This is a genomic window from Streptomyces sp. NPDC002851, assembly GCF_053591935.1.
Map to the genome: position 1 here is coordinate 150,386 of NZ_JBSFUT010000016.1, position 12,675 is coordinate 163,060.

Genomic DNA, 12,675 nt, shown 5'->3' on the forward strand with positions numbered 1-12,675 from the left:
TATGGTGCGGAATCGTCCTATTTCTTCCGGTGGCACGCCGTCCCTCGCACCGACCGCCATGGGCACGGACGCCCAGGTGAGGTTAAGGTCGCAGCGGCGCGACTGCCTTGACGCGAGCAAGGCCCGGAAAGCAAGGGGATCCAAGGTGGCAGACGCAGCAACTGGTCCGTCGACGGCAACAGCGACCGATCAAGCGGCGGCGCGACGGGTGCTGATAGCGGCGGACAAGTTCAAGGGTTCGCTCACGGCCGTGCAGGTCGCCGAGCGGGTCACGGCCGGTCTCCGGCGGGTGGCGCCGCAGACGACGGTCGAGGCGCTGCCGGTGGCGGACGGCGGCGACGGAACGGTCGCGGCCGCGGTCGCGGGCGGCTTCGAGCGCCGCGAGGTACGGGTCACGGGGCCGCTCGGCGCCGAGGTGACCGCGGCGTACGCGTTGCGCGGCGACACCGCGGTGGTGGAGATGGCCGAGGCATCCGGGCTCCAGCTGCTGCCCGAGGGCGTCTTCGCACCGCTCACGGCCACGACGTACGGCTCCGGCGAGGTGCTCCGCGCCGCCCTGGATGCCGGGGCCCGCACCATCGTCTTCGGCGTCGGCGGCAGCGCCACGACGGACGGCGGGGCCGGGATGCTGGCCGCGCTTGGCGCGCGGTTCCTGGACGAGGACGGCGAGCCCGTGTCGCCCGGCGGCGGCCCGCTGCGCGACCTGGCCACGGCCGATCTGTCCGGGCTCGACCCGCGGTTCGCCGAGGTCGACCTGATCCTCGCGAGCGACGTCGACAACCCGCTGACCGGACCGAAGGGCGCCCCGGCGGTGTATGGGCCGCAGAAGGGGGCGTCTCCGGAGGACGTCGCGACCCTGGACGCGGCCCTGGCCCACTTCGCGGCCGTCCTGGAGAAGTCCGTCGGCCCGAAGGCGGCCGAGCACGCCGCGGCGCCGGGCGCCGGTGCGGCGGGCGGCATCGGGTACGGGGCCCTGGTCGGGCTCGGCGCCCGCTTCCGGCCCGGTATCGACGTGATGCTGGACGTCCTGGGCTTCGCCCCGGCCTTGGAGCGGGCCGACCTGGTGATCACGGGCGAGGGCTCGCTCGACGAGCAGACCCTGCACGGCAAGGCCCCGGCCGGGGTCGCGGCGGCGGCCCGCGAGGCAGGCGTCGAGGTCGTCGCGGTCTGCGGCCGCCTCGCGCTGGCACAGGACGCACTGACGCACGCGGGGATCAGCCGCGCGTACCCCCTGACGGACATCGAGCCGGACGTCGAAAAGTGCATCGCGGACGCGGGCCCGATCTTGGAGCGGGTGGGCGAGCAGATCGCCCGGGACCGACTCATCTGATCCCTCAGCAACGCCCGAGGGGCCCGAACCATCCGTGGTTCGGGCCCCTCGGGCCTTGACGTAAGACCGCCGGTTACGGCAGCTGAGCCGCCTGCGCGGCCTCCCGCGCCTCACGGCGGTTGTCCCGGAAGTTGTTCACCCGGCGGGCCGTGGCGAACAGCGGGATCACCGCACCCATCACCAGCTGCAGCGCGCAGCCGGTCTGGAGGAGCAGCTGGCCGCCCGGTGCGTCGAAGGCCCAGGCCGCGAGCAGGGCCATGCTCAGGACGATCCAGGTGAGCATCGCCACCGCGAGGCGACCCCGCGGCTTCGGGTACTCGACCCGGCTGACCATCAGCCACGCGGTGCCGATGATCGCCAGGAGCGTGGCCACGAAGGGCAGCTCAAGGAGCACGATCGAGACGACCGTCAGCGCGCCGAACGGCGAGGGCATGCCCTGGAAGGTGCCGTCCTTCACGGTCACGCACGAGAATCTCGCAAGCCGCAGCACCACCGCCAACAGCACGACGATGGCGCCCACCGCCGCGACCCGCTGGTACACGGTGTTGTCGGCGACCATGCCGTACACGAGCACGAAGTACGCAGGTGCCAGACCGAAGCTGATCAGGTCGGACAGGTTGTCCAGCTCCGCCCCCATCGGCGACGACCTCAGCTTGCGGGCCACGAGACCGTCGAAGAGGTCGAAGACCGCCGCGCACAGCATGAGGATCACCGCGGTGGCGGCGCTGTTGCGGGCCATGCCCGACTCGTCACTGCCGGTGAGGTGCGGGATCAGGATGCCGGTGGTGGTGAAGTACACCGCCATGAAGCCGCAGGTGGCGTTGCCCAGCGTGAGCGTGTCCGCTATCGAGAGCCGCAGTGAGAGCGGCATCTCTTCGGTCTCGGCGCCGTCACCGTCGTCGGTGTCGTCGACGGCATCGGCGTCCGGAACCCAGCCCGTCTGTGTTTCAGGATCAACCACGGTCAATGCGAGTCACTCCAGCCACAGTCTTCTGGCCGACCTCGACCGCCACGTCGACGCCCTCGGGGAGGTAGATGTCGACGCGCGAGCCGAAGCGGATCAGGCCGATCCGCTCCCCCTGCTCCACCTTCGTGCCCTGCGGGACGTAGGGGACGATGCGTCGGGCGACGGCGCCCGCGATCTGCACCATCTCGATGTCGCCGAGCTCGGTGTCGAAGTGCCAGACCACCCGCTCGTTGTTCTCGCTCTCCTTGTTGAACGCCGGGACGAACCCGCCGGGGATGTGCTCCACGGACGTCACCGTGCCCGCGAGGGGCGCACGGTTGACGTGTACGTTCAACGGGCTCATGAAGATCGCGACGCGGGTGCGTCCGTCCTTCCACGGCATGATGCTCTGCACCACTCCGTCGGCCGGAGAGATGACCCGGCCCTGAGCGATCTCACGCTCGGGGTCGCGGAAGAACCACAGCATGCCTGCCGCGAGAGCGGTGGCGGGTACGGCCACGGCGGCGGCCGCCTTGGAGCGGTGGGCGCGCGCGAGGCCGAGCGCTGCGGTGGCGACGGTCGGCAGAAGCCACGGCGATGCTCCGCGAGCAAGGCGTCCCTTCAGAACGCCGTCGCGTGGTGCAGAGGATTGGCTGTGGGGCATGGATGACCTTCGTAGCGGATGATGCCGCTCAGGAGATGGGGGGACGGCGGCTTTTCCCGGGATGGTATCGGTTGCGAGCCGCAACTGGGCAAGCCAGGAAGCCGAGTCGGCGACCGAAGAGCGTTGACTGAGTGTGATCTTCGTCCCGAAGAAAACCCCCAAATCAGGATCTTCATCCCTGGAATCGGTACTCCTCGAGCAGCCGGCGACCAATGATCATTTTCTGGATCTCGGCGGTACCTTCGCCGATCAGCAGCATCGGCGCCTCGCGGTAGAGGCGCTCGATCTCGTACTCCTTCGAGAACCCGTATCCACCATGAATACGGAACGCGTCCTCTACGACTTCTTTGCAGTATTCGGACGCGAGGTACTTCGCCATCCCTGCCTCGAGGTCGTTTCGCTCCCCAGAGTCCTTTTTGCGTGCTGCGTTGACCATCATCGCATGGGCGGCCTCGACCTTGGTAGCCATCTCGGCCAGCTTGAACTGGATCGCCTGGTGCTGGGCGATCGGCTTGCCGAAAGTGTGACGTTGTTGGGCATACGAGACGCCCAACTCGAAGGCACGCTGCGCGACTCCGCAACCACGCGCCGCAACATTCACACGGCCCACTTCGACGCCGTCCATCATTTGGTAAAACCCTCGGCCGGTGGTCCCGCCGAGCACGCGATTGGCCGGAACTCGCAGTCCGTCCATGATGAGTTCGGTGGTATCCACCCCCTTGTATCCCATTTTGTCGATCTTGCCGGGAATGGTCAGCCCTGGGCGGACCTCGCCGAAGCCCGGCTCCTTCTCGACAAGGAATGTCGTCATCGACTTATGCGGAGCGGTGCCCTCGGGGTGGCCTTCGTCACTCCGGCACAGAACGGCCACCAGAGTCGACGTGCCGCCGTTCGTCAGCCACATCTTCTGGCCGTTGAGGACGTACTCGTCGCCGTCCTTGACGCCCTTCGATGTGATCGCGGACACATCGGAGCCGAGCCCCGGCTCCGACATCGAGAAGGCGCCGCGCACCTCGCCCGCCGCCATCCTCGGCAGGAAGGTGTCCTTCTGCTCCTGCGTGCCGTGCTGCTTGAGCATGTACGCCACGATGAAGTGGGTGTTGATGATCCCCGAGACGGACATCCAGCCGCGCGCGATCTCCTCCACACACAGGGCGTACGTCAGGAGCGACTCGCCCAGGCCGCCGTACTCCTCGGGGATCATCAGGCCGAACAGGCCGAGCTCCTTGAGGCCTTCGACGATCTGCGTCGGGTACTCGTCGCGGTGCTCGAGGTCGGTCGCGACCGGGATGATCTCCTTGTCCACGAAGTCCCGCACCGTGGACAGGATTTCCTGCTGCACGTCGGTCAGGCCGTGGGTCTGGGCGAGTCGGCTCATGGTTACTTCTCCTGTGCCTTGAGCTCGGGGCGGCCGGGCTGCTCGCCGCCGCGCTCCTTGATGTACGTCTCGGTGGGGACCATGACCTTGCGGCGGAACACGCAGACCAGCGTGCCGTCCTGCTTGTAGCCCTTCGTCTCGACGTAGACGATGCCGCGGTCGTTCTTCGACTTCGACGGCGTCTTGTCGAGGACGGTCGTCTCGCCGTAGATGGTGTCGCCGTGGAAGGTCGGCGCCACGTGGCGGAGCGACTCGATCTCCAGGTTGGCGATCGCCTTGCCCGAGACGTCCGGCACGGACATGCCGAGCAGCAGCGAGTAGATGTAGTTCCCGACGACGACGTTCTTGCCGAAGTCCGTCGTCTTCTCCGCATAGTTGGTGTCCATGTGGAGCGGGTGGTGGTTCATGGTCAACAGGCAGAAGAGGTGGTCGTCGTACTCGGTGACCGTCTTGCCGGGCCAGTGCTTGTACACGGCGCCGACTTCGAACTCTTCGTAGGTGCGGCCGAACTGCATGGTGTCTTACGCCTCCGGGGCCTCGAACTTGGACGTGCGCTGCATGCCGGCGGCCCGGCCCTTGCCGGAGATGACGAGCGCCATCTTGCGGCTGGCCTCGTCGATCATCTCGTCACCGAGCATCGCGGAGCCCTTCTTGCCGCCCGCCTCGGACGTGTAGTACTCGTACGCGTCCAGGATCAGCTCGGCGTGGTCGTAGTCCTCCTGCGAGGGCGAGAACACCTCGTTCGCGGCCTCGACCTGGCCGGGGTGGAGCACCCACTTGCCGTCGAAGCCGAGCGCGGCGGCGCGGCCCGCGACCTCGCGGTAGCCGTCGATGTTCTTGATCTGCAGGTAGGGGCCGTCAATGGCCTGCAGGTTGTTGGCGCGGGCGGCCATCAGGATCTTCATCAGGATGTAGTGGTACGCGTCCGCCGGGTAGCCGGGCGGCTGCTCGCCCACGACCAGGGACTTCATGTTGATCGAGGCCATGAAGTCGGCCGGGCCGAAGATGATCGTCTCGACCCGCGGCGAGGCCTGCGCGATCTCGTTGACGTTGTTGAGGCCCTGCGCGTTCTCGATCTGCGCCTCGATACCGATCTTGCCGACCTCGAAGCCCATCGTCTTCTCGATCTGGGTCAGGAGCAGGTCGAGGGCGACGACCTGCTGGGCGTCCTGGACCTTCGGCAGCATGATGCAGTCGAGGTTCTGGCCCGCGCCCTCGACGACCGTGACGACATCGCGGTACGTCCACTCGGTGGTCCAGTCGTTGACGCGCACGACCCGGGTCTTGCCGGTCCAGTCGCCCTCGTTGAGGAACTTCACGATGGTGTGCCGGGCCTCGGGCTTGGCCAGCGGGGCGCAGGCGTCCTCCAGGTCGAGGAAGACCTGGTCGGCATCGAGGCCCTGGGCCTTCTCGAGGAAGCGCGGGTTCGAGCCGGGCACGGCCAGGCAGGAGCGGCGCGGGCGCAGCCGGTTGACCTGGGGAGCGGGGCTGGTCATGCGAGGACCTCCAGGGGGTCGAGCTTGTTCGCTTGCCGGATCTCGTCGACGATACGGCCGATGATCTCCGTGATGCCGAAGTCCTTCGGCGTGAAGACGGCGGCCACACCCGCACGCCTCAACTGCTCGGCGTCGGCATTCGGGATGATGCCGCCGACGATGACGGGGATATCCGTGGCCCCGGCCTGCCGCAGCCGGTCCAGGACGTCGGGCACCAGCTCGGCGTGCGAGCCGGAGAGGATGGACAGACCCACGCAGTGCACGTCCTCCGCGAGCGCGGCGGACACGATCTGCTCGGGGGTCAGCCGGATGCCCTGGTAGACCACCTCGAATCCGGCGTCGCGGGCGCGTACGGCGATCTGCTCGGCCCCGTTGGAGTGCCCGTCGAGGCCCGGCTTGCCGACGAGCAGCCGCAGCTTGCCGGAGCCGAGCTCGCGCGCGGTGCGGTCGACCTTGTCGCGGACCACGGCCAGCGGGGTGCCCGCCTCGACCGGCACCGCGACGGGCGCGGAGGAGACTCCGGTCGGCGCCCGGAACTCGCCGAACACCTCGCGCAGGGCCCCGGCCCACTCGCCGGTGGTGACCCCGGCGCGGGCGCACTCCAGGGTGGCCTCCATCAGGTTGGCGTCGGTGGCCGCGGCCTGCTTCAGCTTCTCCAGGGCCTTGCAGGGGCGCGGGTGGTTGAACGGCGGCTGGTAGCGGGTGTCCCGCCAGTCCTGCAGCGCCGCGGTCACCCGGCCCTCGACCGCCGGGTCCACCGCCATGATCGCGGTGTCCAGGTCGGCGGTGAGCGGGTTGGGCTCGGTCGACTCGAAGCAGTTGACCCCGACGATCTTCTCCTGGCCGGTCTCGATCCGGGCCCGCCGCTCGGCGTGCGAGGACACCAACTGCGCCTTGAGGTAACCGGATTCGACGGCGGCCATGGCCCCGCCCATCTCCTGGATCCGGTCGATCTCCGCGAGCGCCTCGGCGACCAGGGCCTCCACCTTGGCCTCGACGACATGCGACCCGGCGAACAGGTCCTCGTACTCGAGGAGGTCGCTCTCGTGCGCGAGCACCTGCTGAATACGCAGCGACCACTGCTGGTCCCAGGGCCGGGGCAGCCCCAACGCCTCGTTCCAGGCCGGAAGTTGCACGGCCCGCGCGCGAGCGTCCTTGGACAGCGTCACGGCCAGCATCTCAAGGACGATCCGCTGGACGTTGTTCTCCGGCTGAGCCTCGGTCAGACCAAGGGAGTTGACCTGCACGCCGTACCGGAAGCGCCGCTGCTTGGGGTTCTCGATCCCGTACCGCTCAAGCGTGATCTTCTCCCAGATGCGGGTGAAGGCCCGCATCTTGCACATCTCCTCGACGAACCGGACCCCGGCGTTCACGAAGAACGAGATCCGCGCGACCACATCCCCCATACGTTCCTGGGGGACCTGTCCGGAGTCACGCACCGCGTCGAGCACGGCGATGGCCGTGGACATGGCGTACGCGATCTCCTGTACCGGAGTGGCACCGGCTTCCTGCAGGTGGTAGCTGCAGATGTTGATCGGGTTCCACTTCGGGATGTGGTTGACCGTGTACGCGATCATGTCGGTGGTCAGCCGCAGCGAGGGTCCCGGCGGGAACACATGCGTGCCCCGCGACAGGTACTCCTTGACGATGTCGTTCTGCGTGGTCCCCTGAAGCTTCGCGACATCCGCGCCCTGCTCCTCGGCAACCACCTGGTAGAGCGCGAGCAGCCACATAGCGGTGGCATTGATCGTCATGGACGTATTCATCTGCTCCAGCGGAATGTCCTGGAACAGCCGCCGCATATCACCGAGATGCGAGACCGGGACCCCGACCCGGCCCACCTCGCCGCGGGCGAGGATGTGGTCGGGGTCGTACCCGGTCTGCGTCGGCAGGTCGAACGCGACCGACAGGCCGGTCTGGCCCTTGGCGAGATTGCGCCGGTAGAGCTCGTTGGACGCCTCCGCCGTGGAGTGCCCAGCGTAGGTGCGCATGAGCCACGGCCGGTCCTTCTGACGCTCAGTCATATACGTGACCTCTGACCCTCGTACGTCTGGCGGACGTCTCAGACGTTCCGGAACCGGTTGATGGCGTCGACGTGCTGAGCGCGCTTCTCCTCGTCGCGCACCCCCAGGCCCTCCTGCGGGGCGAGCGCGAGCACGCCGACCTTGCCCTGGTGGAGGTTGCGGTGCACGTCGTACGCGGCCTGCCCGGTCTCTTCGAGCGAGTACACCTTCGACAGGGTGGGGTGGATCTTCCCCTTGGCGATGAGCCGGTTGGCCTCCCACGCCTCGCGGTAGTTGGCGAAGTGCGAGCCAATGATCCGCTTCAGCGACATCCACAGGTAGCGGTTGTCGTACTCGTGGTGGTAGCCGGAGGTGGAGGCGCAGGTGACGATGGTGCCGCCCTTGCGTGTGACGTACACGGAGGCGCCGAAGGTCTCGCGCCCGGGGTGCTCGAAGACGATGTCGACGTCCTCACCGCCGGTGAGCTCGCGGATCCGCTTCCCGAACCGCTTCCACTCGCGCGGGTCCTGGTTGTTCTCGTCCTTCCAGAACTTGTAGCCCTCGGCGTTGCGGTCGATGATCGCCTCGGCGCCCATCTTCCGGCAGATCTCGGCCTTCTGGTCGCTGGAGACGACGCAGATGGGGGTGGCCCCACCGGCGAGCGCGAACTGTGTGGCGTAGCTGCCGAGCCCGCCGGAGGCGCCCCAGATAAGAACGTTGTCGCCCTGCTTCATCCCCGCGCCGTTCCGCGAGACGAGCTGGCGGTAAGCGGTGGAGTTGACGAGCCCGGGGGCGGCGGCCTCTTCCCAGCTCAGGTGGTCGGGCTTGGGCATGAGCTGGTTGCTCTTGACGAGCGCGACCTCGGCGAGCCCGCCGAAGTTGGTCTCGAAGCCCCAGATGCGCTGCTCGGGGTCGAGCATCGTGTCGTTGTGCCCGTCGGACGACTCCAGCTCGACGGAGAGGCAGTGCGCGACGACCTCGTCACCCGGGTTCCAGGCGTTCACGCCCGGACCGGTGCGCAGCACGACGCCCGCGAGGTCGGAGCCGATGACGTGGTACGGCAGGTCGTGCCGCTTGGTGAGCTCGGAGAGGCGGCCGTAGCGCTCCAGGAAGCCGAAGGTCGACAGCGGCTCGAAGATGCTCGTCCAAACGGAGTTGTAGTTCACCGAGCTGGCCATGACGGCCACCAGGGCCTCGCCCGGGCCGAGTTCGGGCACCGGCACATCGTCCAGGTGGATCGACTTGCGCGGGTCCTTCTCGCGGGTCTCGAGCCCCTGGAACATCTCCGTCTCGTCCTTGTGCACGGTGATCGCGCGGTACGAGTCGGGCAGGGGGAGTGCGGCGAAGTCGGCGGACGTGGTGTCCGGGGACTGAATCGCGTCCAGGATTTCCTTCACGGTTGCCTCCGGCGAAGCGCGTAGTGAGGGCTACGCGACTTGAGGGTGCGTACTGCTGAGGGTTGCTGCTGTGGAGGTGCCGTCGGTTCGGCGGGTGGTTCTAGAGGTGCGGCAGCGCTTGGTGTGGCGCGGGAGGTTGCCTGTGACGCAGGCGTCCGGGCGGGGCGATCCCCGGCGTGGGGGATGGCTGGGACAGCCGACGTACGGAGGATCTCTGCACGCCGGCCGCCCGGACTGAGACTCAAGGTATGGCACGGCGTGCCAGGCCGCAAGACACTGGGTGCCAACAAATTCTCTCAGTTGTCACCGGGCGGGTTCAGATGAGCGATGATCGATCATTGCAGGTCAGGGGGGGTGCGTCGCGCTGAACGCGCTCGTCCTCAAACGCCGGACGGGCTACCTATAGCCCCCCGGCGTTTGAGGAGCGGGGGTCCGGGGGCAGCGCCCCCGAAGCCGCTGCAAGCTTTCGGGAAGGGGCGGGGTGGGTTCTAAGAACGCTCTCGCAGTGCGGACTCGATCGTGGCCATGACCTCGTTCAGCGGAGCGTCCGTGCGGGCCACGGTCACCAGGACCTCGCCCTGCGCCGCGACAGCGGCAGACGCGGGCTTCGGGGCGGAACGGCCCGCCCCGATCCCCGTACCGAAGGTCTTGCGGACGATCGCGAAGGCGCGGTCCAGCTGGGCCTCCACGTCGCCCTGGCCGCCTGCCCGGAGCCAGCGGCGGAGTACGTGGTTATGGGCCGTGACCACCGCCGAGGCCGCGACCTCCGCGAGGAGCGGGTCGTCGTTGCCGTCGCGGTGGTCGTGCTCGTCGAAGTGGCCCAGCAAGTAGCGTGTGAAGAGGCGTTCGTAGCGGGCCACCGAGGCGATCTCGCGCTCCCGGAGCGTGGGCACCTCGCGCGTGAGGCGGTAGCGCTCCACCGACACCGTCGGTGACGCCGCGTACATCTTCATGACTTCCTTGATGCCGCGGCACACCGTGTCCAGCGGGTGCTCGTGCGGGGGCGCCGCGTTCAGGACCGCCTCCGCGCGGACCAGGGTGTCGTCGTGGTCCGGGAAGATCGCCTCTTCCTTGGAGCGGAAGTGCCGGAAGAAGGTGCGCCGGGCCACCCCGGCCGCCGCCGCGATCTCGTCGACGGTGGTCGCCTCGTACCCCTTGGTGGCGAAGAGTTCCATCGCCGCGGCCGCCAGCTCCCGGCGCATTTTGAGGCGCTGCGCCGCGGCGCGGCTGCCCGCGGGGGTCTCCGTGGCTTCGGGCGCGACGGGCGTACGAGGGGACTTGGCGGCCTTGGACATGGACCGAACGTACTGCATGGTGGCGCCATGCTGCGCCTCAGGGACGGTACTGCCCGGTGGCCCGCCCGGGGGTCCGAGCAGCCCGCCCCAGTCGGCGCCCCGCTCAGCGTCCGGCATATTCGCGGAAACCACGCCCCGTCTTGCGGCCCAGGCAGCCGGCCGCGACCAGGTGCTCGAGCAGCGGCGCCGGGGCCAGGCCCGGGTCGCGGAACTCGCGGTGCAGAACCTGCTCGATGGCGAGCGAGACGTCCAGGCCGACGACGTCGAGGAGCTCGAAGGGGCCCATCGGGTAGCCGCCGCCCAGCTTCATCGCGGTGTCGATGTCGTCGAGCGTCGCGTAGTGCTCCTGGACCATCTTCACCGCGTTGTTCAGGTACGGGAACAGGAGCGCGTTCACGATGAAGCCCGCTCGGTCGCCGCAGTCCACCGCGTGCTTGCGGATCTTGGTGCAGACCGCGCGGACCGTGGCGTGCACATCGTCCGCGGTGAGCACGGTGCGGACCACCTCGACCAGCTTCATCGCCGGGGCCGGGTTGAAGAAGTGCATGCCGATCACGTCCTGCGGGCGCGAGGTGGCGCGGGCGCAGGCGACGACGGGCAGCGAGGACGTGGTGGTGGCCAGGATCGCGCCCGGCTTGCAGACCTTGTCCAGGGTCGCGAACAGCTGTTGCTTGATCTCCAGGTCTTCCGCGACCGCCTCCACCGCGAGGTCGACCTCCGCGAAGGCGTCGAGCGAGTCCGCCGCGGTGATCAGGCCCAGGGCCGTGTCCCTCGCCTCCGCGGTCATCCGGCCCTTGTCGACGGAGCGCGAAAGCGACTTGGCGATACGGGACTTGGCCTTGTCCGCCTTCTCCTGGCTGCGGGCCGCCAGGACCACCGCGTACCCGGCCTTCGCGAAGACCTCCGCGATGCCCGAGGCCATCGTGCCCGAACCCGCGACGCCGACCGACGAGACCGGGCGGCCCTGGTCCGCCGCCGCGTCCGCGAGCGGGGTCTTGGCGTCGCGCACCACCGTGGCGCTGCCCGGCTGTGCGTACGTGTAGAAGCCGCGGCCCGCCTTGCGGCCGGTCAGTCCGGCCTCGCTGAGCTGCTTGAGGATCGGCGCCGGGGCGTGCAGGCGGTCGCGCGAGGCCGCGTACATCGCGTCAAGGACGGTGCGCGCGGTGTCGATGCCGATCAGGTCGAGCAGCGCGAGCGGGCCCATCGGCAGCCCGCAGCCGAGCCGCATCGCGGCGTCGATGTCCTCGCGGGACGCGTAGTTGGCCTCGTACATCGCGGCGGCCTGGTTGAGGTAGCCGAAGAGCAGCCCGTCCGCGACGAACCCGGGCCGGTCGCCGACCGAGACCGGCTCCTTGCCCAGGTCGAGGGCGAGCCCGGTCACGGCCTCGACGGCGGCCGGGTCGGTGAGCACCGAGGAGACCACCTCGACCAGCTTCATCGCCGGGGCCGGGTTGAAGAAGTGCAGCCCGAGGACGCGCTCGGGCTTGGCCGAGTCGGCGGCGAGCCGGGTCACGGAGAGGGCGTTGGTGCCGGTCGCGATGATGGTGTCCGGCCGCACGACGGCGTCGAGTTCGCGGATCACCTGGTGCTTGATCTCGTACGACTCGGGGACCACCTCGATCACCAGGTCGGCCTCGGCGGCGGCTTGGAGGTCGGTGAAGGTGCGGAACCGGGTGAGCGCGTCGCGGCGCTCCTGCTCGGTGAGGCGCTCGCGCTCCACGGCGCGCGCCGTGGAAGCCTCGACGGCGGTCACGGCCTGGGCGGCCGCGGCCTCACTGATGTCGATGCCGACGACCTCGCGGCCGGCGCGGCTGAGGATCTCGGCGATTCCGGTACCCATGGTGCCGAGTCCGATCACGGCCACGGTGTGCAGAGAAGGACGGTCCATCGCGGACTCTCCAGGAGGGTGTGAGTGACGACTGGGAGGGTGCACGGCACGAGGTCCTGTCGTCAGACTCGCGTCGCGCGGCAGGCGGGAGTCTGACGACAGGGCCTAGGCCTAGGCCGGGCCCGGCGCGGTAAGGGCTGCCGGGCGGCGGACGGCGAAATGCGGCCATACGACCGGGAGTTGAGTGGCGTGGCCACCGGGGCCGCAGTAAGGCGTGCGGATCCCGGTGAGAGGCGCGGGCCCTGTCCCGGGGCCGCGTCGTACGCGTGGTGCACAGC

At 68.9% G+C, this 12,675-nt stretch carries 10 protein-coding genes; 1 reads left to right on the top strand and 9 read right to left on the bottom strand.

Annotated elements, in window-relative coordinates; all coding sequences use genetic code 11:
• Positions 1 to 145: 145 nt before the first annotated feature.
• Positions 146 to 1,330, top strand: a complete 1,185-nt coding sequence (locus ACWD10_RS18995) for a glycerate kinase (RefSeq protein ID WP_451092326.1) — start codon at positions 146 to 148, stop codon at positions 1,328 to 1,330.
• Positions 1,331 to 1,403: 73 nt separating this feature from the next.
• Here ACWD10_RS18995 and pssA read toward each other — a convergent pair whose 3' ends face one another.
• The 9 genes from pssA to ACWD10_RS19040 form a co-directional block, all read right to left on the bottom strand.
• Positions 1,404 to 2,201, bottom strand: coding sequence for a CDP-diacylglycerol--serine O-phosphatidyltransferase (gene pssA, locus ACWD10_RS19000; RefSeq protein WP_451092385.1), 798 nt, complete (start codon positions 2,199 to 2,201; stop codon positions 1,404 to 1,406).
• 82 nt (positions 2,202 to 2,283) lie between these two features.
• The gene (locus ACWD10_RS19005) at positions 2,284 to 2,940 is read right to left on the bottom strand and encodes a phosphatidylserine decarboxylase (protein WP_451092328.1); all 657 of its coding nucleotides are present in this window, start codon (positions 2,938 to 2,940) and stop codon (positions 2,284 to 2,286) included.
• 172 nt (positions 2,941 to 3,112) lie between these two features.
• Positions 3,113 to 4,318, bottom strand: coding sequence for an acyl-CoA dehydrogenase family protein (locus tag ACWD10_RS19010; protein ID WP_451092330.1), 1,206 nt, complete (start codon positions 4,316 to 4,318; stop codon positions 3,113 to 3,115).
• A 2-nt stretch (positions 4,319 to 4,320) separates the two neighbouring features.
• Positions 4,321 to 4,833, bottom strand: a complete 513-nt coding sequence (locus ACWD10_RS19015; protein ID WP_307712601.1) for a MaoC family dehydratase — start codon at positions 4,831 to 4,833, stop codon at positions 4,321 to 4,323.
• Positions 4,834 to 4,839: 6 nt separating this feature from the next.
• Positions 4,840 to 5,814 carry an HpcH/HpaI aldolase/citrate lyase family protein gene (locus ACWD10_RS19020; RefSeq protein ID WP_451092333.1) on the bottom strand — a complete coding sequence of 325 codons (975 nt, stop codon included), beginning with the start codon at positions 5,812 to 5,814 and terminating at the stop codon, positions 4,840 to 4,842.
• Positions 5,811 to 7,880, bottom strand: coding sequence for a protein meaA (locus ACWD10_RS19025; protein WP_451092387.1), 2,070 nt, complete (start codon positions 7,878 to 7,880; stop codon positions 5,811 to 5,813). The genes ACWD10_RS19020 and ACWD10_RS19025 overlap by 4 nt, the downstream gene beginning before the upstream one ends.
• Complete coding sequence (gene ccrA / locus ACWD10_RS19030; RefSeq protein ID WP_451092335.1) at positions 7,877 to 9,214, bottom strand: crotonyl-CoA carboxylase/reductase; 1,338 nt, start codon at positions 9,212 to 9,214, stop codon at positions 7,877 to 7,879. Before ccrA ends, ACWD10_RS19025 begins: the two co-directional genes overlap by 4 nt.
• Positions 9,215 to 9,702: 488 nt before the next feature.
• Positions 9,703 to 10,509, bottom strand: a complete 807-nt coding sequence (locus ACWD10_RS19035; protein ID WP_451092337.1) for a TetR family transcriptional regulator — start codon at positions 10,507 to 10,509, stop codon at positions 9,703 to 9,705.
• Positions 10,510 to 10,612: 103 nt separating this feature from the next.
• On the bottom strand, positions 10,613 to 12,397 hold the full coding sequence (locus tag ACWD10_RS19040; RefSeq protein ID WP_451092339.1) for a 3-hydroxyacyl-CoA dehydrogenase family protein: 1,785 nt from the start codon (positions 12,395 to 12,397) through the stop codon (positions 10,613 to 10,615).
• Positions 12,398 to 12,675 lie beyond the last annotated feature (278 nt).

What these genes read in the sequence shown, in the direction of transcription:
- ACWD10_RS19015 (WP_307712601.1), bottom strand. Translation starts at nt 4,833, where the DNA reads ATGCAGTTCGGCCGCACCTACGAAGAGTTCGAAGTCGGCGCCGTGTAC.
- pssA (WP_451092385.1), bottom strand. Translation starts at nt 2,201, where the DNA reads ATGCCGCTCTCACTGCGGCTCTCGATAGCGGACACGCTCACGCTGGGC.
- ACWD10_RS19005 (WP_451092328.1), bottom strand. Translation starts at nt 2,940, where the DNA reads ATGCCCCACAGCCAATCCTCTGCACCACGCGACGGCGTTCTGAAGGGA.
- ACWD10_RS19040 (WP_451092339.1), bottom strand. Translation starts at nt 12,397, where the DNA reads ATGGACCGTCCTTCTCTGCACACCGTGGCCGTGATCGGACTCGGCACC.
- ACWD10_RS19020 (WP_451092333.1), bottom strand. Translation starts at nt 5,814, where the DNA reads ATGACCAGCCCCGCTCCCCAGGTCAACCGGCTGCGCCCGCGCCGCTCC.
- ACWD10_RS19010 (WP_451092330.1), bottom strand. Translation starts at nt 4,318, where the DNA reads ATGAGCCGACTCGCCCAGACCCACGGCCTGACCGACGTGCAGCAGGAA.
- ACWD10_RS19035 (WP_451092337.1), bottom strand. Translation starts at nt 10,509, where the DNA reads ATGTCCAAGGCCGCCAAGTCCCCTCGTACGCCCGTCGCGCCCGAAGCC.